The following is a 20,555-nucleotide window of genomic DNA, read 5'->3' as shown; positions in this document are numbered from 1 at the left end:
AAATGAAAGGATATTTACTGAGTATCTCGATATTATTTCATCCTATAATTATTTTGTCATCATTTCGAAAACTACGAAACGCAGAAGTGGTGACTCTGTCATTTGAGAGAATCGGTGCTGAAAAATCGGAGTTTATTTTCAAGGTAAAAATTATAACTGAGTGTTCTATATTTCAGGGCAAAAAGGGCATGCTAAATTTTAGTAAAATGTATTTTACAATAGTATAATGAAAATGTAATTCATAGATAATTTGGAAGGGGGCTGCTTAATATGGCTCAAAATTTACAAGGAAAAGTAGCATTTGTTACAGGTGCAGCAAGAGGAATCGGTAAAGCAACAGCGCTTTATTTAGCAAAAGAGGGCGTACACGTAGGTTTACTTGCAAAAACAGAGGGAACGTTAAAGGAAGTGGCTAAGGAAATTGAAGGCTATGGCGTAAAAGTTGCCTATGCAACGGCTGATATTTCATCAAAAGAGCAAGTCGACGAAGCCATTTCTTCACTTACAAACGAATTGGGATCGGCTGATATTTTAATAAACAATGCGGGAACGGGTACATTTGGTAAGGTAATGGACATGGACCCAGCTCAATGGAAGCAAATCATCGATATAAATTTAATGGGCACATACTATGTAACACGTGCAGTACTGCCGCAATTAATCGAAAAAAATGGTGGAGATATTATTAATATTTCTTCTACAGCTGGATTAAATGGCGCGGCTACATCAAGTGCTTATAGTGCATCAAAATTTGGGGTAATCGGTTTTACAGAATCACTGGCACAAGAAGTTCGCCGCAACAACATTCGTGTATCGGCTTTAACGCCAAGCACAGTGGCAACCGATTTAGCTATGGACGCAAACTTAATTAAAGAAAACGACGAATCAAAATTCATGCAACCTGAAGATATTGCTGAATTAATTGTTAGCCAATTAAAGTTAAATCCACGTATTTACGTAAAAACAGCAAGCGTCATCGCAACAAATCCATATTAAGCGAATTATTTTTAGTAGAGAGTTAATTATCCGAAGTGGATAATTGGCTCTTTTTTTATAAGCCTGTGCCTCGGTCAAGAGAAGTAAAAATTTAACTCCTTCGCTTTTTCCTCAGAAACATGCCATAATAGATAGATTATAAAAAGGTTAGGATGACTCGATGGAGCAGATACGCGAAATATATGTAAAACCAAAATTTATTAAACAAATGACAAATGGCTATCCACTGATTTTAAAGGAAGCTATAGATATGCCAGAGGTACCGATAGAAGAGGGAACGATTGTGCAATTATTAGACGCACAAGGTGGTTATATTGCGACAGGCTATTATGGTGAGCAAAACAAAGGCATCGGCTGGGTACTCTCACGCAAACAAAAAGAAGTTATTGATGTGCGTTTCTTTAAGAAAAAAATTCTTGAGGCAGCTGAAAAACGTGCGGATTTTTTTGCATCAGAGGACACGACGGCTTTCCGTGTATTTAACGGAGAAGGCGATGGAATTGGTGGCTTAACAATTGATTTCTTCAATGGCTTTTATATGGTGAGCTGGTATAGTGAAGGGATTTATGCCTTCCGTGATGTCGTATATGAGGCATTACATCTAGTGCTAAACACGCGCGGCGTTTATGAAAAATTACGATTTAATAAGAATGGTCAATACGTTGAGCAGGACGATTATGTCTCAGGTGAAAAAGGAGATTTCCCATTAATCATCAAGGAAAATGGCATGAATTTTGCTGTTGATTTAAACGATGGAGCAATGACAGGGATTTTCCTTGATCAGCGCAATGTTCGTAAAGCACTACGAGATCAATATGCAATGGATAAAACAGTGTTAAATACATTCTCCTACACAGGAGCATTTTCTGTAGCAGCAGCACTTGGCGGCGCATCAAGTACGACGAGTGTGGATTTAGCGAAACGTAGCTTAGCAAAAACAATCGAACAATTTGCAGTGAATGAGATTGATTATGAATCACAGGATATTAAAGTGATGAATGTTTTCGACTACTTTAATTATGCAAAGCGTAATGGATTGAAGTTTGATGTTGTTGTACTTGATCCACCGAGTTTCGCACGAACAAAAAAAATGACCTTTAGTACAGCAAAGGATTATCCGAAGCTTTTAAAGGATGCGCTTGCGATCACGAATGATCATGGGGTGATTATCGCCTCAACGAATAACGCGAGCTTTGATATGAAAAAATTTAAAACGTTTATTGATAAAGCATTTAAAGAGACGGATACACGTTACAAAATATTAGAACAACATCAGTTGCCAGAGGATTTCGCTGTTCCACATAACTTCCCTGAATTTAACTATTTAAAAGTAGTTATCATTCAAATCATCGACTAAAAGGACGGGTAGAATGAAATATCAAAAATCAATCATGCTTAAGCTTATCAATGAACATCGTGAGCTGCATGATGAATTAAAAAAACTAAAAGCTGAGATGGGTTTAGAGAAAAACTTTGCAGTAAAGGCATTGTATCATTCATATGTGGCAGAGGATGGACCGTATATGAAGGATTATCAGGATTTGGAGCGACTATATTAAATCGTAGTGCTACATTTTAAAGTGATAGGTGTTATCTGATTACGCGAACCCTATCCTTATATAAGGTCAGTTTAAAGAGCTACTTTCAAATTGGGTTTTTCCTTTGGAAGTAGCTTTTTTCCTTTCCAAGGACGTTTTGGCGAGTAAAATTCAAAAATCGGCGAGTAAAATTTAAAAATTATGCTAGTATTTTTAAAATTGTGGCTAGTAAATCCAGCGTGATGTGTGATTCTCCGATTTTCAATGGTGCAGAATCATTAAACGTAGCAGTATCGATAGGGATTTTAAAAATTGGCTACTAAGCTTTCAATGTGGCGAGTATACAGTCACATCGACGAGTATTTCAAGCTCGAATTTTCACATTGGCGAGTAAATTCTAAAAAATGGCTAGTATTTCAAAAAAAGCGGCTAGTATTTTCAAAATTGTGGCTAATAAATTTAAAAAATCTGACTAGTACTTATAAATATTTCGTAGTTCACGTGCATGTAAAATAATAATAGCTATTTTTATTGTAAACTTGTGCATACTTAGGTGCACATGCAATTAAATCTACTTTTTTGGAGCAAGTGACTAATCGTATGAAAAGAAAAATTAAGCAAATCCTAAAAGTCGTTAAAATAATTTCATCTGTCTCTGCTTAGACTGTACGCAAGATTTATCGTCGACGATTTTATATCCCATTGTCTGATATGTCTTTAATCTTTTTTCGAACATGACTTGTAACATAGGCTCGTTTTGATCTATATAGTCAAATACTTTCACTTGTGTTTTTTGGATGTGTTGGCGATGCAATCTTCCAACATATTGCTGCATTGTCCCTTTCCATGAAATAGGACAAGTTAAAAATAAGGTATCCAGTTTGGCATGGTCGAATCCCTCTCCAATATATTTTCCTGTTGCAATAATCAGTCTTTCCTCGTTGTCAGGTAAATTTTCTAACTTCTATAGGTTTGCTTGTGCTTCTTTTCGGCTCATTTTTCCTGTTAACACGATAATGTTTTTTACAAAGCTTGAGAATTTTGATGCTAAATGATAAGCATGTTCTACTCGTTCCGTTAGTAGTAAGGGAGTTGCCCCCTCATTCAAAGCATTTAATACATCATCGAAGATAAGTTGATTTCGAGCTTCGTTATGAGTTAGGTCATTATATAAACCTTGTATATCTTTTTTTGCACTATGAGGAGAACTCTTGAATTTCGTATACTTTGGGATTAGTAAATATTCAAAGTCATGCATTTCTGCTTGTTTTTTTGCAGAGACTTTGTGGCGAACAGCACCTAATTGCATAACCATAATTGGTTGCAAACCGTCTTTTCTAGTAGGAGTCGCTGTTAAACCGTGAATATATTTTGCGTTAGCTTTTTTTAATACGCGTTCAAAACTATATGCAGAAATATGATGACATTCATCTACAATGATTTGCCCGTATTGGGTGACTAAATCTTTAATTTCTCCTTTATAGTTAAGGCTTTGAATCGTTGCAATATCAATGACTCCTGTCTGTTTGCTTTTCCCACCACCAATTTGCCCAATAAGATCCTTTTCTAAATGTAAGAATTCCATTAATCGATCTTTCCATTGGTCAATTAGTTGATTTCTATGAACAATAATTAAAGTATTGATATTTCTTTTGGCAATTAAAGCCGCCGCCACTACTGTTTTACCAAATCCAGTGGTTGCAGATAAGATGCCATTTGTATTTTCGAATAATTTATTCATTGCTAATTCTTGGTCAATACTTAGTTGTCCTTTAAAATTCACATCAATTTTAGTTCCTTGATTCGTACAATCTTTTAATTCTAAATTAATTGAACTTTCATTTAAAAGTCTTATTAGGTCCTGTTTACAAGCGCGCGGTAAAATGATTAAATTTTCTGACTCTTCATAACAAGAGATGTTTCTAGGTATTCCATTTGTAGATAGTCGATTTGCTTGGGCTTAAAAAAATGCTGGGTTATTAAATGTAGTCAACTGAATTAGTTTCTGAATGAATCCCGAAGAGAGCCCATCCTTTTCAATATACAAGCCGTTTTTTTCAGTTATGCTAATTTTAATTGGTAGTTTATTTTCAACTAAGGTGTCCTCCTTTACAAATGACTGTGTGTCGTCGTTGTGAAAATAGGATTGAACAATCTGTTTTATATTCTCTAGACTCATTTTTCTTACATGTTTTAAATAGAGCCACTGATCCGGGTAAGGAATCATTTGATCATCGATAAATACACTATTGCCGCTTTTTCTTGGTCCGTTCTGTAAAGGGAGAGCAATTAGATTTCCAAAACCTCCTTTTGGTAAGGTATCTTGGTTGGGGAATAGTCGGTCAAACGATTCCATTCCTAGCTCGTATCGTCTTGAAAGTGTTCGGGATAGCAATACATGCCCTAGTTTTCTAACAAGGGCAGCAGGTGTAGCTTGCTGTAAAAAAATCCACACGTGCCCTCCATTTCCTGACCTTGAACGCTCGATACTTGCTGGAACATTTAGTTCCTTACAACTTTCTATAAACGCTTTTACATCTTGTTGCCAATTATTCTTATCAAAATCTACAGCTAAAAACCAACATGTTTCATCTTGTAAAAGAGGGTAGAGGCCTATCGTTCTTTTCCCGATAAGATGATTGTAGATAACTTGATTTGTCAAAGGTAAAAACTTTCTAAAAGTGCAATTTGCACATTTAATAGTAGGCTTTTGACATATAGGCGGTTGCCATTCATAGGCACATGCCGGTGAATAGCCAGACCTTCCATTCTTTGATTCCCATCTTACTGCAAATAGGTCCGTTCGACCGTTGAAAAGACTTCTGAATAGCTCAATTCTTTCATTGATTTTTTGCTCTTTTGATATAGAAAAATCATGGGTATTATGTATTGTGTCATCTTTAACTAGCTGAATATTGTGTTTTATAAGCAGGGTTTTCAATTGTTGATTTTCTTTCTTCAAACGTTCGCATTCTTGTATGGCTTGTTTAAGTCTTTTTTCAAGTTTGTCCATCATATCCCTCTATCTATGTTATATTTCTAGAAAATACATACTGTATAATCTAAGTATACACAGAATATTAAAAGACATTCAGGTCTGATGAAAGGTTTGAAAAAATGACTAAATTAACGTTAAGTGCACTGAAAAAGGAACTCAAGCAATTTGAACAAAAGGAACTGATTCTGCTAATTGCTGAACTATATAAATTAAATGACGATGTGAAGCATTATGTATCGAACCGTTTTATAGGGGAAGAGGCCATTTTAGCATTATATGAGACGACCAAAAAGAAGATCAACAATGAATTTTTCCCAGAACGGGGTTTTGGAAAAATGCGTTTGAAGGAAGCTAAAAGCGCTATTTCAAACTTTAAAAAATTATCAGGTGACCATGAGAAAACAGTAGATTTGATGCTTTACTACGTCGAGTTGGGAACTCAATTTACGAATACGTATGGCGATATTGATGGTCCTTTCTATGACAGTATGATTTCTATGTATGGTAAAGTGACGGAAGCTTGTAATCAAGATGAAGCGTTGTTCAATAAATTCAATGATCGATTGTATGCGGTTGTGGAAGAGACTGTGGGAATAGGATGGGGTTATCACGATTGCCTATTTGACTGCTATTATTCCATTGAGTGGACTATGGAAGCTTAATTTTTATATTGCTTTCTTAACAGTTAGAACAACGAAATGACAGCGTGTTCAAGCAAAGTTAAAAAACCGTATGTTATTTCGATTTGTACAAATCCTACTGTAAAAGAAAAGAGGGATTTAATGAATACACATTACTTTTGGGCCGTTCGATTACCAGATTTCATAAAACAAAATATATATGAAGAGCTGACAAGTATTAATCAAATTTTTCAATTTAATCGTTGGGTACATAGGAATGATTACCATATTACGCTTGCTTTTCTTGGGTCAGTGGATCAACAACAGCTCCAACTTGTCATTGAAAGAGTGGGAAATGCCATTAAGGATGAAAAAGCTTTCTCTCTACAGATTCAAGGATTAAATATATTTGGAAATAATAAAACACCACAAATTTTCTGGGCTTCCATCTATCCGGAAAATAAATTATTGCCATTACAAAAAATCGTTCATAAAAAATGCGTAGAAGTCGGCTTTGAACTAGAAAATCGCCCATACCACCCACATATTACATTGGCGCGAAAATGGATAGGGGAAAAAGATTTTAAGATGGAGTTATTAGACAGGTATAATCCATTTCGGGAACAGCCTTTATCATTTCAAGCTGAGGAAGTTGTCTTATATAAATCAAATTTAGAGAAAATACCAAAATATGAACGAATTGCAGCCTTCGCACTGAATAATTAATTAAGTAAATGATAGAAAAAATCTAAAAAACACCATTTTTCATTGAGAAAAATGGTGTTTTTTTAGTATAATAAAAACTGCTTTTCATTCTGATGAAGCTTTCGGAAGGTGCAGAATGAGCTTTTAATATGAGGTTTTGAGCGATTTCTTCAGAAGTTAATCCACCGATCTCTTCAGTTTAATAATTGTCAGAATTTTATTATAGATTTTCGCTGATCGTATTAAAATTATCGGGCTATAAAAGAGAGTGGCCTAGGCCAGAGATAGCTTGGATTGTGAAGATTTAAGAATGGAGTATTCGTAATAAAACCCGTTAGTTTATTCCTATCGGGTGAACTGGAGATTCAATTAAATAAAGGAAGTGAATGTATGGATTGGTTTGGCAATATTTTAGGTGAAATAAATACACTATTATATTCGTATGTATTAATTATATTGTTAATTGGAGCGGGTTTGTTTTTTACCGTTAAAACAAAGTTTATTCAATTTAGATTAATTCCAGAAATGTTTAAACTTATTACGGAAGCAGCACCAAAAGACAAGTCAGGGAAAAAGGGAATCTCTTCTTTCCAGGCCTTTACAATATCTGCTGCTTCTCGTATTGGGACAGGTAATATTGCTGGGGTTGCGACGGCAATAGCTCTTGGAGGCCCAGGTGCTGTATTTTGGATGTGGATGATTGCACTTATTGGTGGCGCATCTGCACTGATTGAAAGTACATTAGCACAAGTATATAAAGTGAAGGATCACCGTACTGGACTGTTTCGTGGGGGTCCTGCTTATTATATGGAAAAGGGCTTAAACAAGAGATGGATGGGCATTCTGTTTGCCGTTGTTATTACCGTAACTTACGGCTTTATTTTTAATGCAGTACAAGCCAATACAATTTCTATTGCCTTTGAAGAAAGCTTTGGTGCTAACCGTGTTGTTGTAGGTATAATCATGGCTGCTTTAACAGGAATTATTGTTTTTGGTGGATTAAAGCGAATTGTAAGCTTCACACAAATCGTTGTTCCGGTAATGGCCATTTTATATATTGTCATTGCACTTGTTGTTGTCATCATCAATATTACAGAACTTCCGAATGTATTTGTCCTAATTATTAAATCTGCCTTTGGATTGGAAGAAGCCTTTGCAGGTATGCTAGGGGCAGCAATCATGAACGGGATTAAACGCGGTCTATTCTCCAATGAAGCAGGGATGGGTTCTGCACCGAATGCAGCAGCAACAGCATCTGTTTCTCACCCAGTAAAGCAAGGCTTGATTCAAGCACTTGGTGTATTTATTGATACATTGTTAGTTTGTACTGCAACGGCTGCTATCGTATTATTGGGGGATGCCTACCTTCAATCGGACGCGACCTCCGTCAATTTAACGCAAGCTTCCTTAGTTGGAAGCCTTGGTGATTGGGCAGGGAGCTTTTTAGCCATCATTGTCCTAATGTTCGCCTTTAGCACGGTTATTGGTAACTACTATTATGGGGAATCAAATATTGGATTTATTAAAGAATCTAAAAAGGGTTTATTTATCTTCCGTATATTTGTCGTACTTTTTGTTATGTTTGGTTCAGTTGCAAAAGTACAAATTGTATGGGATTTAGCCGATCTATTTATGGGCATTATGGCCATCATCAACTTAATTGCGATTCTGTTACTTTGGAAAGTAGCAAAACCAGTTATTAATGATTACCTAATCCAACGTAAGCAAGGGAAGGATCCAGTGTTCTATAAGAAAAACGTACAGAATATTGGGGACGTTGAATGTTGGAGTGAAGATGAAGGAATAGAAGAAACACGATAGTCAGTTTAATAATGAAGGAGTGTCCAATGGGGGGCACTCCTTTTTGCTGAAAATAAGTGAAACGCGTAAATGTGTGGCTAACCTACGTAATAAAGTTGTTTAAAAAACGCCAGTCATTTTATTTATCAATCGGACGCAATTCTTTGAATAAGTATAAGCCCTTATTTGAATTTATGGCCCGGTTACTGAAGTGAATCAAAGTAATAAGTATTGAACGATTCAAATTAAACTATTTCCTAATAAAGTGAAAGAAAAGGGCTAAGTTGCTTTCTTCCTTTCATTAGTTCAGTTTTATTTTACTCCAACTACACGAATCCTTTTATAATCTGCCATCCAATTTCCTTCTTGATACAAAGTTTCTTTTAAGTTGTTTTCAACATTTTCGATTATTTGAGCTTTTGTATGTTCTGGAATATTATCAAATAGCATACCGCCAAACATATGAATCCAATTTCTTAATCCATTCTCTCCATCCAATTGCGTTGGTCGATCATAGTGTTGAGCAAATGTCACTCTAAACCCTACCTTTTCCATTAACTTCGAATACTCCGCAATACTTGGATAAAACCAAGGAAACTGTTCTGCTTTAAATTCAAATCCTGAATTTTTTATTTGTCTAATGATTTCAGCAGTAATTGTTTGTACGTTGCCTTTTCCTCCAAATTCAGCAACAAATCTTCCGTCTTGTTTCAAACTATGATAGATACCTTGTACCGCTTTAATAGGTGGCTGTACCCAATGAAGTGTTGCATTTGAAAATACCGCATCAAATTCACAATCGTATGCTAGGTTCGTTGCATCCTGGACAATAAATTGTATATTAGGGTATTTACTAATGGCCTGTTTCACCATATTTTCAGAGTTATCTACACCTACAACTTCCACACCACACTCATATAACGTACCGGCTAAATCTCCAGTTCCACAACCGAGGTCAAGAATTCTTTCTCCCTCCTTGGGAGCTAATAATTCCACCAGACTATTCCCGTATTTTGAAACAAATGAATGCTTAACATCGTATAAACTTGCATCCCAATGATCTTTTGTACCTTGAAATGTTTCCATATCTATTCTCTCCTTACTGTATATATTTGTTAATTGAATTATAATTGAAAAGGTTAATAATAGATATTAACGAAAAAATGATTTTTCAATAACAAATCGTTATTAATATGGAGGTATATATGGAGATTAAGTGGATAAAGACTTTCGTTGTTACAGCAAAGTTTGAGAATTTTAGAAAAGCCTCAGAAGAACTTTTTCTAACTCAACCTGCTGTAACTAAACATATTCAAAGGTTAGAAGAAAATCTTAACATTCAATTATTTGAAAGAGTGGGAACTAAAGTGATCCTTACTTCAGCAGGTCATAAGTTTTATTCATTTGCGAGAGCGCTTTTAACGAAGTATGAGGAAGGCATGGAAGAATTTGAATCTTGGAAACAGGGGTATAATCGAAAGTTAGTTATTGCTACTGCACCACAAATTGCATCCTCATTTCTTCCCTCTTTAGTGCGTCATTTTATAAATGAACATCCAAATATAGAGGTCATTATAAATATACTGAAATCTTATGAGATAGGCGAAGAAATCAGTATCGGAAAAGCAGATATAGGGTTGTCAAGGCTACTTCCTATTCAAACAAATATTAAAGTTAATACTGTTCATAAAGAACCTGTCATTTTGGTTGGACCTAATTGTAAAGAGGCATCTGACCTTGACGAACAAACCGCAATACATAAATATCGGTTGGTTACACATAATCATCCCGATTATTGGGATCATCTTTTAAACGATATTAAGAGACATTATCCAACTGTTCGAACGATGAAAGTAAATCAAATAGAAGTGACAAAACGTTTTATCGAAGAAGGCCTCGGCATTTCATATTTACCAATTACGATGATTAAAGAAGAGCTAACAACGAATAAGTTGGTAGAGATAAAAGCAGATAAAATCACTCCACCAACCTCCTATACGTATGTATTAACAAAAGTAGAATCAGAAGAAGTATTAGCTTTTATCAACTTTTTAAAGAATGCGTTGAGCAGATTGTGAAATAACTTTAATAATTATCCTTTGATTATTAAAGAATTGGGCGAAGCGTTCACTGAATACGACTAAGTTAGTATATGCCTCGGTAGGGATGTTCGGTAATACATGTTGCAAGCAGCGGATATGTGTTTCGTTTTGTTTAATTGGGTTATAGAAAGAATATTTTCTACGATTAGGGTATACTTGTGTCCATTTTTTATGGTCGCCATTACCTAATCCCTCCTAGCGATTAGTATACGGTATTTTATATCATGGAATAAATATGGAAATTTAATTGAAGCGAAATGATGGAAAATATCATATTATGAAATAGAAGATAGTTTGCGAAAATAGAAGTATTAAATAGAAGAGGTGAAATTATGCCAGTATACAACAAACTAATTCGTGATCGCATTTTAGAAATTATAGAAGCAGACGGTCTTTCATATAATGCCCGTACACTAGCACCAGAAGAGCATCTTACAGAAATTAAGAAAAAGCTATACGAGGAAGCGAAAGAATTTGACGAGACGACAAATGAACAAGATGCAATAGAAGAAATGGCGGATGTGTTAGAACTTTTACATGCTGCTTTAAAAGTATATGGCAAATCATTTGATGAGCTAGAAGCTGTCCGTGTGAAAAAGAAGGAAAATCGCGGTGGTTTTGATAAAGGGCTTTATTTGATGGATGTAGAGGATAAATAAGTGTTTAGTAATATTATAAAAGTAGCGCAAATGTTCTTGAGAGAAGGTGATATGGATGTCATGGAGTTTACAAGCAGCTGAAATGAAAAATCCCTATATTTTGGAGGAGGATATTTGGAAGTCTATTCATTATTTTTTCTATCATTCCAAAACTACAACGACTTATAAATATGGTTTTTTTAAAGCACTTTTAGAGAATGTAGCAAATGCCAATGAGGAAAAGGAGATATCATTCGACGATTTATTTTATTCCTTTAGTAAAATTTATTGGAATCTTGTCGTACATCACGGACTATGGCAATCGAATAGTAGGGGGCAAGTATCCTCTGTTCAAAAAGCAATAGCAACTTTTCAGCAAGGGCACGAAATTCCGACCGAATGGAACTTTGACCAACTTCCTGGAGAGCTTCAACAAGACTTGATAACGGAAGTTAAAAAGCGCGGCAAAAAATATGTAATCGGTGCGCTATATGGGGACTTTAACGGTGAAATTTACACCTTTAATTTAAAGAAGAATTACTTAAAATTGAATTTGAAATACTACCATTTTTTTCATACATATAAACGGATTTTAACGAACGTCACGAATTATCAGCTCGCACAATTTTTAGAAAAGTTTAATGAGGTTGAGAAAGTAAATCAAATATTATCAAAGGTAGAGTTCGTAACGAAAAGGCAGTCATTAAAGGAATTTGCAAGATTACTGCAACAAGCAGGAGTTCACCAATGCTTTTACTGCAAAAAGCCTGTTAAGAAACATGTACATGTTGATCACTTCATTCCATGGAGCTACATACAAAACGACCAGCTGTGGAACTTTGTTTTATCCTGTCCAACCTGCAACACAAGCAAAAACAACAAGCTCCCAATCGAAAAATATCTAGCAGCCATCATGGCACAAAACGAGTCGTTGAAGGCAAAAGAAACATTAAAAGATTATTTTGTAAACTACAACAGTGAGAAGCTAAAGACACTCTATCAATATTCAGAACGGAATGGGTTTAGGAAGGAATGGGAGCCTAGGGGATGATTGTTGAATTGTAGGGTTAGAAGGGGAACAGTATATATTTAATAGTTGCTATTTTAGGGATAAGAATTTCTAATAAATTCTCCTTGCCTTAGACGTGCAATGAGATTTCTTATTTTACATTTTAGGTTGTTCAAAATAGAGAGGCACTACGAAAGCTAAATTGTGCTTATGCAGTACTAGTCCTTTTGCCCTTTTATAGGTAGAAGTTTTGCTGATTTTTAAATAGTTATTGCAGAAACGAAAAGAGATGAGCTTACATAATGCTTTGCTTATCGTCCATCTTTATTAAGTGATCTGAAAGGAAGGGGATCCCCTTGGGTAAAACTGTTTGTATTATTGGTGCTGGCGTTGGAGGGTTGATGGCAGGGGCACTATTAGCTAAAAAAGGCTATAGTGTGACTGTTCTTGAAAAAGCGACAACAGTAGGTGGATCCGCAGGTTGGTATGTGCGGAAAGGACGTATTTTTCCTACAGGTGCGACAATCGCTTTTGGATTAGAAGAACGTGGTTTATTGGATACTTTATTAGAAGAGCTCCACCTAAATCTTCAATTCGATATGATGCAACATCCTATGGACGTCATATTAGAAGATCGTAAAGTTTCGATTTATCAGGATGAGAAAAGGTGGGATGATGAACTCCTACATGCATTATTTGAAAGAAAACAAGATGTTAAAGAATTTTGGGAAAAACTCGACCAAATCAGTGAATTAGTATACGAGGTAACAGCCACAGGGGTTTCCATGCCGATTCAGCGTGTATATGACCTAGGTAAATTACCACGCTATGCTCTCACTCATCCAAAATCTATGCTACGTTTGGCACGCTACGCTACATGGACAGTTGAGGATTTATTACGTAAATACAATTTACAATCCTATGAGCCACTTCGACAGTTTTTGGATGCACAATTAATGGATGCAGCACAAACTGATTGTACCGAAGCTGCTTTATTGCCTTCTAGTCTAGCCTTAACGATTTATAGAAAAGGCAGCTTCTACATAGAAAAGGGAATGGGACAATTAAGTGAAGTATTAGCCCAAAGAATTGTCGAGCTTGGTGGTGAAGTGATAGTAGCTTCTCCAGTTAAAGAAATCTATTATGAACAGAAAAATTGGCATGTTACAAGTAAAAAGCGGAATGAAGCCTATGATGTAGTAATTAATAATACAGGAATTTCTTTTGGACAAGGTACGAGTCATGCTGCACCTGAGACATTTTCTTGGGGAGCTTTTCGAATAGATGCACTTGTGAACGATGCATTTTGGCATAAGGAGCTCCATGCAAGACAGCTTCCTTTTGCACTTCAAATAGTACCGAGTAAAGAACATGAGGTGTTATATTCAGATGGTCATGGGCCTGTGTATGTCACTTTCCAAACGGCATACAATCAACATAATGAACGAGTCCACGGAGAAATTATGATGACTCTTTCCATTCATACGAATATTGAGGATTGGGATAAATATTCAAAAGAAGAGTACAAAGAAAAAAAACAAAGATTAACCGAGGCGATGTTAGCGGAAATTCAAAAAGTCGTAAACATAGAAGATTATTTAATCTATAAAGAAGCAGGATCACCATTAACCTATAAAAAATTTATCGGTAAATCCGGTGTAGGTGGTTTTCCACTAACAGTAAGGAATGCAATTGTAAAACCTAAAAGTATTCGTTCGTCGTTACCGCAACTTTACATTGTAGGTGAACAATCATTTCCCGGACCAGGAACGCTATCCTCTGCACTGAGTGGCTACTATGCAGCGCGAGCGATTATGCGCTCTCATCCGTTAACTTGATCTAACAGAACAATAGAAAAGACACTTTCTCACAAGTCAGTACAGTTTACAGAAGGAGATAGTTGTATGCTAACAGTTCGACAAATCTATCAAAAAGATTATCCAAAGGGGAAGAAAGCAGTTTATAAATATACGTCAGAGAAATATTATGAAATTTCTATGCCTAGAAGAGATAATGGCTGGAATATCTCTTTAGTTGAAGAAAGGTTTGCAGCTCCTTTTGTGAAAGAATTGGAAGAAGAAATTTTTGAACAATATAAAGAGGGTTCGGAAGTTTATTTGGCAGACCATAAAGGCGAAGAAGCTGCTATTATGGTAATTCAAAAAATGGATTGGAATAATACGTTATTAATTCATGATTTATATGTGGATGATCGATTTAAGAAAAATGGTATTGGTAGATGTTTAATTGAAGTAGCTAAGAAAAGAGCTATAGAATTAGGGGTAAGATCGATTATATTAGAAACGCAAACATCTAACTATCCAGCCATCCAGTTTTATTTGAAAAATGGATTTGAATTGATTGGTTTTAATTCAATTTCCTATACAAACGAAGATATAAAGAATAATGAAGTGTGTATAGAAATGGGCTATAAATTAGAAAGTCACCATCCGAATTTGTAACGGAGAACCTTATGATAAGTAATGGAATTTCATTACTTTTTGCGGATGTATTTTGATTGTATTCTCCTTGGTTTCATCTGAGTGAGTATGTGTGGAACGTTTTGGAATTACAAGTTTCATTGTAGTAATTTCATACCTATATTGAACGAATAGTTGTTCTGGGTTGAACTTACACAAGCTATAAACTCTAAAGATCATATGTATTAAGTTTTAATAAAGCGACTGATGAAATATACAAATGAACGAATTATAGACCCTGTAGGACGATGCATCAGGGTCCTTTTCTCATTTAGTGATTTGATGTGTCAATTTCGAGGGTTAATTCCATATTTTTTCTTTTTTCTTCTGAATAAGGCCAAATTTGGTTGGCTTTTTGGACTAAATTGTCTAATTGGTTGTGATCAATATTTTCGCCCTTTATCTGTAAGTTAATGGATAGCTTATATCCATCTTTCTCATCTTCTACCAAAGTCACATTTGCTGTAACTTGTGATTCTAGATCTAATCTTTCCTTTTTCGCTACTATTTGTAGAGCATTATCAAAACATGTTGCGTATGCTGCTGCGAATAATTGCTCAGGATTTGTAACGTGCTCTAATTCCTCGTCTCTATCAGTTCCTGGTATAGCGGTAGCCATATTAATTACACCGTCTGATGATTTAACTTTTCCCTCTAACCCTCCATATGTTGTTGCAGTTGAACTATATAGAATTTCAGACATCTAATTCATCTCCTTAAATGATGGTCATAACTATACTTATTGTTCCCCATAGATGTCTTTTTATGAATAGAAAAAATTTTAAATAAGCTAAAAACTACGTAGAAAGAATCAATAATGTATGACCCTGTAAACTTGATAAAATAACAGTATTTTCTAATGCTGCAGAGTCGCTAATATGGTAATTTAATAGTATTAAAGGAATATTTAACTAACTTTTTAGGTGGGTAAGTGTTAAAATAAATTGTTGATAAAATGGTTTAAAATGTTAATTAGAGGAGATAAGGTCATGTATAAGAAAGTATTATTATTAGTAATGGCGTTAGGATTATTTTCAACAGGAGTTTACGCAGGAACTATTATCGGGCAATACAAAACGCCAAGAGGTAATATTGCGACAATTGAGAAAGAGGAAATTCATAAAAATCGTATTGGTATTTCTGTTAACGGTAAAGAAATTAAAAATAATTCATGGTATAGCAAAGATGCAGTAACATTTGTTCCATTACGAGAAATAGCTGAAATGCTAGGTGCTGAAGTTAAGTACAATGCACAAACAATGTCAGCTGATATCGTTACAAAAGATAATGTGTCAAAACCAAAACCACCCGTAGATAATACTGATTATGCTGCACAAGCTAAACTTGTTGGTGACAATTATGTTTATGAAGGAAAATACTTTACTGTATATGCTCCTAAAGACATTAAGAGCGATATCAATGCTGCAGTAAAATATTTAAATGAAGGTGCGGCATTAGCACTAAAAATTTATGAAGGTCGAATTCCTGAATTAGAGAAGAAATTAACTTCAAAGAAAACCCACCCTACTAATATTTATCTTCAAACTAAAGAGTCACAAAATTATAGCTTTGAGTTCCCAGAAAACTCTGCTTATGGTGGATTAGAGCAAATGGAAACTAATATCAAAATCATGGCTCCATCACTATATAAAGGTCAAGGTACATCAATAGATGGAATGTATAAGTTTGATAGTAACTTTGCTCGTAAAACATATATTTCTGAGTATGTGCGAGTTGTAGACAATTTATTAATGGAGAAACATATATGGAGCCCTGACTGGTATGGAGCTGAAGTTCCAGAATGGATGTTTAAATCATATGTGAAATACAACACATTAGTAGCTGTTAATCAATACAATGCTTTTGCTAAAACTGTAAAAGGTAAAATTAAATCAACTGATGTAAAATTCACTGACGGAAACTTACGTGTTACGGCTACGGGTACTAATTATCTTAATACGGGTGTACTTGCTATAGCATTTTTAATCGAAACTTATGGTGAGGACAAGTATAATGCATTCATCGATAGTGAAGAAGAAAAAGAAAGTAAGGCATTTACAGATAGCTTTGGTAGCTATCAGGATGTTGAGAAGAAGTGGGCAGAATGGTTAAAGTAATATTTGATTTAGATTGGAAGATGTCGTTTTAATTAGAGGAACACAATTAAAGATATAACACTGAATGATAAACGAGAAGTTGAGAGCACTCAAATACAATTCAATAATATGGTTTTAGATTATGTAACAGAACATGGAGCAGATAGGTCATTAGCAGATGACTTATGTGCTCCTTTTTATAATTGCGATACATGTATAATTATATAAGTGAGGTGTTGGAATGAAAAGTGTTATAACTATAATTACAGTTTTTGTAGTTGGCTATATTTTGGCTGAAGTAGATATAAAGCCTATTTTTTGAGATTTAGAAAGAGAATTTATTGAACTTAATACCATGTGAATAATTAGTTTAGTCTCATCTCTTACAACGTTGATAGTATTTTTAATGTATTTAGTGGGAAAAATATACTCTATTAAGAAAGCTGAAATGTTTCTTACAGAATCTTTCTTTGTAAGACATGATGATGACACTAGCCATTTAAATATCGGTAAAGAAATAACTTTAGATGAAGACATGGAAGCATATGAAACGATCTATTTAGTTCCAAATGACGTAATTAGAGAAATTCAGTTTTACACATATGATTGGGAGAATCATAAGGAAGGAGAATGGATTGAAAGTGCCGGTGCACTGAGAGCAGGAGAAGTACTTTGTATAAATACATATCTTGCCTCTGGAATTCCAAATTATATTATAAAATATGAACGTTTTGATTATGTTATTGGAACATTAGTGCTCCAAGAGGAAGGTCGAGGTCTTTCAAATTTTAGAACACCTGAAATTAAACATACATGGAAAAGTTATTTTTATCATTTAATTAAAGCATAAAACCGCATTTAGATACATTACGGTGAACCGTACCACAAGTGAGGTTTTTTCTAAGGAGGAAAGACAATGCCAGTTTGTATTTGTCGTACTACCAGTATAGCCTGTTATTAAAACGCCTGATTTTCGAATTAATAGGGGACTCCGGTTATTTGAGTTTTTATATTCCTTTTCAGAAAAATAATCGCTTCATCTTATGTAAATTTATTCACTATGTTTTCCCTATTATGAGGGAGGCGAGTATTGCGTATAAGGATGTTTTAAAATTCATTTATTGAAATTGTATTTTAACACCATTAGTTAGAACACTAGCCATATGTTTTGCTAATATTTGTGGATCACTTTCTAAGCCATTATTAACCCAATCAATGATTACTGATAAATGTGCTCCTGCAATGAAATTTACCAAATATGATTTATCATTAAGAATTACAATATTTTTCTTTCGAAGCAATTCAAAATTATCACTTAATGATGACTTAATGGTATCTAACATTTTCCAGCAAAAATTTGTGATACCATTACTACTTAATAAAACCTTATAGACATCTTCAAAACTTTTTACGTGTTCAAGTGTTGCAAGTATCGGATGATAAACAATGTATTCAAAAGAATTGAAATGATCATCTGGTATACGAATATTTTGTATTAACCCTTCAAGTGTTTCCGTTTCAATCGTAGCTACTAAATCTTTTTTATCCTTATAGTGATAATAAAATGTTGCTCGATTAATATCTGCACGATCAATAATATCTTGTACGGTTACTTGTTCGATTCCTTTACTATTGGAAGCTTCCAACAATGCACGTTTAATTTCATTTTTAGTTTTTTTAATACGACGATCCATAGCCATAATGCTATACCTCATTTATTCATTTTAGATTGTATAATAAAAACTATTCATAGGCATTATATCATTATTGGGTTAATTAAAGGATTTATCTACTAAAATTTTAAACAAATACGTAAATATTGTTTGAAATCATACAAATAGAAAGATTCTGATGGTTGTTGCGTAGTATTAATTGATTTAAAATCATAAGCGCTTACAACGTAAAGGTAAGTCCTCTTACCTGTCGATAAAGTGAAAATTTCAAAACTGGAGGTAGTTCTGTGATGAAAGCTGCAAAATTTTATAAAGCAAAAGACTTTAGAATTGAAGAGGTGTCTGCACCTAAGGTTAAATCAGGACATGTCGTTGTGGATGTGGAATGGATCGGTATTTGTGGTAGTGATATTCATGAGTATGTTGCAGGACCACTAAACGCAGTGCCAGGAACAATTATGGGACACGAATTCTCTGCTGTTGTATCAGAAGTAGGAGAAGGTGTTTCTAATGTGAAAGTTGGCGACCGTGTAGCGTGTATTAACTTAGATGTTTGTGGAGAATGTAGATATTGTAAAACTGGGCAACGTAATTTATGTGAAAAAATGGGCATAGATGGTTATGGTTTAGTCGGATTCACAGCTGACGGTGCATTCGCTGATAAAGTTTTGCTTGAAGCGAAAAACTGCATAAAAATTCCTGACTCGTTATCTCTTGAGCATGCAGCGATGGTAGAACCAGGAGCAGTAACACTACATGCTGTTAATAAATCAAGATTAACAGAAGGTAAAACAGCGGCAGTATTCGGTGCAGGCCCTATTGGACTTTTACTGGTTATCATGGCAAAGGCGAAAAAAGCTAGCCAAATTATCGTCGTAGATGTAGCAGAAGACCGTTTGGAGATGGCCAAAAAATTAGGTGCAACAACGGTTATTAACCCAATGAAAGAAAACGCAGTTGAAAAAATTAAAGAAATTACAGAAGGTGGAGTAGACGTTGCGTTTGAAGCAGCTGGTGTACAACCAACATTCTCTTCTGCAACGAAATGTTTGGCGAAAAATGGCGAAGTGATGATTGTTGCGCTGTATGAGAAAGACGTTACCCTTAGTCTAATGGACTTAACAATGGGCGAATCAATCATTTCTAACTCATTCTGCTACTCAGAGGAATTCCCAGAAGTAATTGATATTTATTCAAGCAATATCGTAGATTTAGATTTATTAATCACGAAAAAAATCCACTTAGACGATTTAGTGGATGAAGGATTTGAAACAAATATTAACGATAAAACACACATCAAAATTTTGGTTACACCAAAACAAAGTAATCTATAAAAGGCTGGGATAAAACCCACCTCAAAATGAAAAGCCACGAAAGTTTTACGACAGTAAAATTTTCGTGGCTTTGTTGGTGAAATGAAAACCTTTGCTATAAAGTGACACCTAAAAATTAGGCACGGTTATTTCATCAGGAAGCTTGGGTAAAATGAGTTCAGGATTGTACAGGACTCATTTTTAATTTCGTTTTCAACTACCCATTATACTGGTGGTTTTAATTATAGGCGGAATATAAAAGTAAGAACGAGGAAAATTTAGGTAAAGGTGGAGTGATTCTTCACAATAACGGTTGAGTAGTTGCGAATTAGGGCACGGAGCCCATAAATTTTGAAAAGTTTATGCTTAGTATTTTTTGATTATAATAAATCGTAAGTAGTCCAGAAATTTAAAGATAAGCCTCTTTTAATAGTGAAGACATAGCTTAACAATAATAAAAAGATATTAAGGAGAGAATGAAATGAAAAACAGTGAATTAAAAGAAACGCCACATATAAAGCCAAACGGAGTAGAAATAGCTGAAACTATACTTTTGCCAGGAGATCCACTTCGTGCAAAGTTTATAG

19 protein-coding genes and 2 pseudogenes are annotated in these 20,555 nt (G+C 34.7%); 15 read left to right on the top strand and 6 right to left on the bottom strand.

The window, feature by feature from the left end:
- The first annotated feature begins 270 nt into the window (after nt 1-270).
- The 3 genes from V4T18_RS11655 (at nt 271) to V4T18_RS11645 (ending at nt 2,555) form a co-directional block, all read left to right on the top strand.
- Nucleotides 271-996, top strand: a complete 726-nt coding sequence (locus V4T18_RS11655) for a 3-ketoacyl-ACP reductase (RefSeq protein WP_332649555.1) — start codon at nt 271-273, stop codon at nt 994-996.
- Nucleotides 997-1,156: 160 nt separating this feature from the next.
- A complete protein-coding gene (locus tag V4T18_RS11650; protein ID WP_332649554.1) occupies nt 1,157-2,353 on the top strand; it encodes a class I SAM-dependent rRNA methyltransferase in 1,197 nt (398 codons plus the stop codon).
- A gap of 13 nt (nt 2,354-2,366) precedes the next feature.
- On the top strand, nt 2,367-2,555 hold the full coding sequence (locus V4T18_RS11645) for a hypothetical protein (RefSeq protein WP_332649553.1): 189 nt from the start codon (nt 2,367-2,369) through the stop codon (nt 2,553-2,555).
- 943 nt (nt 2,556-3,498) lie between these two features.
- Here V4T18_RS11645 and V4T18_RS11640 read toward each other — a convergent pair.
- On the bottom strand, nt 3,499-4,317 hold the full coding sequence (locus V4T18_RS11640) for a DEAD/DEAH box helicase (protein WP_332649552.1): 819 nt from the start codon (nt 4,315-4,317) through the stop codon (nt 3,499-3,501).
- Nucleotides 4,318-4,494: 177 nt separating this feature from the next.
- Entirely contained in the window at nt 4,495-5,547 is a 1,053-nt protein-coding gene (locus V4T18_RS11635; RefSeq protein WP_332649551.1) for a TOTE conflict system archaeo-eukaryotic primase domain-containing protein, read from the bottom strand.
- Between the two features lie 104 nt (nt 5,548-5,651).
- On the opposite strand from V4T18_RS11635, the gene V4T18_RS11630 reads away from it, so the two are divergent.
- The 3 genes from V4T18_RS11630 to V4T18_RS11620 all read left to right on the top strand — a co-directional run bounded on the left by V4T18_RS11630 (nt 5,652) and on the right by V4T18_RS11620 (nt 8,678).
- On the top strand, nt 5,652-6,194 hold the full coding sequence (locus V4T18_RS11630) for a DUF6155 family protein (protein ID WP_332649550.1): 543 nt from the start codon (nt 5,652-5,654) through the stop codon (nt 6,192-6,194).
- Between the two features lie 120 nt (nt 6,195-6,314).
- Complete coding sequence (thpR, locus tag V4T18_RS11625) at nt 6,315-6,878, top strand: RNA 2',3'-cyclic phosphodiesterase (protein ID WP_332649548.1); 564 nt, start codon at nt 6,315-6,317, stop codon at nt 6,876-6,878.
- A gap of 369 nt (nt 6,879-7,247) precedes the next feature.
- On the top strand, nt 7,248-8,678 hold the full coding sequence (locus V4T18_RS11620; RefSeq protein WP_332649547.1) for an alanine/glycine:cation symporter family protein: 1,431 nt from the start codon (nt 7,248-7,250) through the stop codon (nt 8,676-8,678).
- Nucleotides 8,679-8,969: 291 nt separating this feature from the next.
- Here V4T18_RS11620 and V4T18_RS11615 read toward each other — a convergent pair whose 3' ends face one another.
- On the bottom strand, nt 8,970-9,743 hold the full coding sequence (locus V4T18_RS11615; RefSeq protein WP_332649546.1) for a class I SAM-dependent methyltransferase: 774 nt from the start codon (nt 9,741-9,743) through the stop codon (nt 8,970-8,972).
- A gap of 119 nt (nt 9,744-9,862) precedes the next feature.
- On the opposite strand from V4T18_RS11615, the gene V4T18_RS11610 reads away from it, so the two are divergent.
- Nucleotides 9,863-10,735, top strand: coding sequence for a LysR family transcriptional regulator (locus tag V4T18_RS11610; RefSeq protein ID WP_332649544.1), 873 nt, complete (start codon nt 9,863-9,865; stop codon nt 10,733-10,735).
- Here the strand turns inward: V4T18_RS11610 and V4T18_RS18350 are convergent.
- Nucleotides 10,709-10,933: pseudogene (locus V4T18_RS18350) on the bottom strand (nuclease-related domain-containing protein); the annotation flags it as partial. The gene V4T18_RS11610 and the pseudogene V4T18_RS18350 sit on opposite strands and share 27 nt — an antisense overlap.
- A 158-nt stretch (nt 10,934-11,091) precedes the next feature.
- Here V4T18_RS18350 and V4T18_RS11605 point away from each other — a divergent pair.
- The 4 genes from V4T18_RS11605 to V4T18_RS11590 all read left to right on the top strand — a co-directional run bounded on the left by V4T18_RS11605 (nt 11,092) and on the right by V4T18_RS11590 (nt 14,868).
- Nucleotides 11,092-11,418, top strand: a complete 327-nt coding sequence (locus V4T18_RS11605) for a nucleoside triphosphate pyrophosphohydrolase (RefSeq protein ID WP_332649542.1) — start codon at nt 11,092-11,094, stop codon at nt 11,416-11,418.
- Nucleotides 11,419-11,473: 55 nt separating this feature from the next.
- Nucleotides 11,474-12,448 carry an HNH endonuclease gene (locus tag V4T18_RS11600; protein ID WP_332649541.1) on the top strand — a complete coding sequence of 325 codons (975 nt, stop codon included), beginning with the start codon at nt 11,474-11,476 and terminating at the stop codon, nt 12,446-12,448.
- A 314-nt stretch (nt 12,449-12,762) separates the two neighbouring features.
- The gene (locus V4T18_RS11595) at nt 12,763-14,244 is read left to right on the top strand and encodes a phytoene desaturase family protein (protein WP_332649538.1); all 1,482 of its coding nucleotides are present in this window, start codon (nt 12,763-12,765) and stop codon (nt 14,242-14,244) included.
- Nucleotides 14,245-14,310: 66 nt separating this feature from the next.
- The gene (locus V4T18_RS11590) at nt 14,311-14,868 is read left to right on the top strand and encodes a GNAT family N-acetyltransferase (protein ID WP_332649536.1); all 558 of its coding nucleotides are present in this window, start codon (nt 14,311-14,313) and stop codon (nt 14,866-14,868) included.
- 289 nt (nt 14,869-15,157) lie between these two features.
- On the opposite strand, the gene V4T18_RS11585 is transcribed toward V4T18_RS11590, so the two are convergent.
- On the bottom strand, nt 15,158-15,589 hold the full coding sequence (locus V4T18_RS11585) for an Ohr family peroxiredoxin (RefSeq protein ID WP_332649535.1): 432 nt from the start codon (nt 15,587-15,589) through the stop codon (nt 15,158-15,160).
- 286 nt (nt 15,590-15,875) lie between these two features.
- Here V4T18_RS11585 and V4T18_RS11580 point away from each other — a divergent pair, with 286 nt between their 5' ends.
- Together V4T18_RS11580 and V4T18_RS11575 are read left to right on the top strand one after the other, a co-directional pair.
- A complete protein-coding gene (locus V4T18_RS11580) occupies nt 15,876-17,003 on the top strand; it encodes a stalk domain-containing protein (protein ID WP_332649533.1) in 1,128 nt (375 codons plus the stop codon).
- A 370-nt stretch (nt 17,004-17,373) separates the two neighbouring features.
- Entirely contained in the window at nt 17,374-17,832 is a 459-nt protein-coding gene (locus V4T18_RS11575; protein ID WP_332649532.1) for a hypothetical protein, read from the top strand.
- A gap of 268 nt (nt 17,833-18,100) precedes the next feature.
- Here the strand turns inward: V4T18_RS11575 and V4T18_RS11570 are convergent, their stop codons facing one another.
- Nucleotides 18,101-18,682 carry a TetR/AcrR family transcriptional regulator gene (locus V4T18_RS11570; RefSeq protein ID WP_332649530.1) on the bottom strand — a complete coding sequence of 194 codons (582 nt, stop codon included), beginning with the start codon at nt 18,680-18,682 and terminating at the stop codon, nt 18,101-18,103.
- A gap of 263 nt (nt 18,683-18,945) precedes the next feature.
- On the opposite strand from V4T18_RS11570, the gene V4T18_RS11565 reads away from it, so the two are divergent.
- Entirely contained in the window at nt 18,946-19,989 is a 1,044-nt protein-coding gene (locus V4T18_RS11565) for a 2,3-butanediol dehydrogenase (RefSeq protein ID WP_332649528.1), read from the top strand.
- Nucleotides 19,990-20,449: 460 nt separating this feature from the next.
- Nucleotides 20,450-20,555, top strand: a pseudogene (locus tag V4T18_RS11560) (purine-nucleoside phosphorylase); the annotation flags it as partial.

It is taken from the genome of Lysinibacillus sp. 54212 (assembly GCF_036662795.1).
GTDB lineage: Bacteria > Bacillota > Bacilli > Bacillales_A > Planococcaceae > Lysinibacillus_B.
The sequence above is the reverse complement of the archived record's forward strand: the minus strand, read 5'-3'. Positions and strand labels throughout refer to the sequence as shown.

Excerpts from the sequence above, each read along its gene's own strand:
- V4T18_RS11585 (WP_332649535.1), bottom strand. The coding sequence starts at position 15,589 with ATGTCTGAAATTCTATATAGTTCAACTGCAACAACATATGGAGGGTTA.
- V4T18_RS11615 (WP_332649546.1), bottom strand. The coding sequence starts at position 9,743 with ATGGAAACATTTCAAGGTACAAAAGATCATTGGGATGCAAGTTTATAC.
- V4T18_RS11650 (WP_332649554.1), top strand. The coding sequence starts at position 1,157 with ATGGAGCAGATACGCGAAATATATGTAAAACCAAAATTTATTAAACAA.
- thpR (WP_332649548.1), top strand. The coding sequence starts at position 6,315 with ATGAATACACATTACTTTTGGGCCGTTCGATTACCAGATTTCATAAAA.
- V4T18_RS11600 (WP_332649541.1), top strand. The coding sequence starts at position 11,474 with ATGTCATGGAGTTTACAAGCAGCTGAAATGAAAAATCCCTATATTTTG.
- V4T18_RS11570 (WP_332649530.1), bottom strand. The coding sequence starts at position 18,682 with ATGGCTATGGATCGTCGTATTAAAAAAACTAAAAATGAAATTAAACGT.
- V4T18_RS11620 (WP_332649547.1), top strand. The coding sequence starts at position 7,248 with ATGGATTGGTTTGGCAATATTTTAGGTGAAATAAATACACTATTATAT.
- V4T18_RS11635 (WP_332649551.1), bottom strand. The coding sequence starts at position 5,547 with ATGGACAAACTTGAAAAAAGACTTAAACAAGCCATACAAGAATGCGAA.
- V4T18_RS11630 (WP_332649550.1), top strand. The coding sequence starts at position 5,652 with ATGACTAAATTAACGTTAAGTGCACTGAAAAAGGAACTCAAGCAATTT.
- V4T18_RS11605 (WP_332649542.1), top strand. The coding sequence starts at position 11,092 with ATGCCAGTATACAACAAACTAATTCGTGATCGCATTTTAGAAATTATA.
- V4T18_RS11655 (WP_332649555.1), top strand. The coding sequence starts at position 271 with ATGGCTCAAAATTTACAAGGAAAAGTAGCATTTGTTACAGGTGCAGCA.
- V4T18_RS11645 (WP_332649553.1), top strand. The coding sequence starts at position 2,367 with ATGAAATATCAAAAATCAATCATGCTTAAGCTTATCAATGAACATCGT.
- V4T18_RS11610 (WP_332649544.1), top strand. The coding sequence starts at position 9,863 with ATGGAGATTAAGTGGATAAAGACTTTCGTTGTTACAGCAAAGTTTGAG.
- V4T18_RS11580 (WP_332649533.1), top strand. The coding sequence starts at position 15,876 with ATGTATAAGAAAGTATTATTATTAGTAATGGCGTTAGGATTATTTTCA.
- V4T18_RS11565 (WP_332649528.1), top strand. The coding sequence starts at position 18,946 with ATGAAAGCTGCAAAATTTTATAAAGCAAAAGACTTTAGAATTGAAGAG.
- V4T18_RS11590 (WP_332649536.1), top strand. The coding sequence starts at position 14,311 with ATGCTAACAGTTCGACAAATCTATCAAAAAGATTATCCAAAGGGGAAG.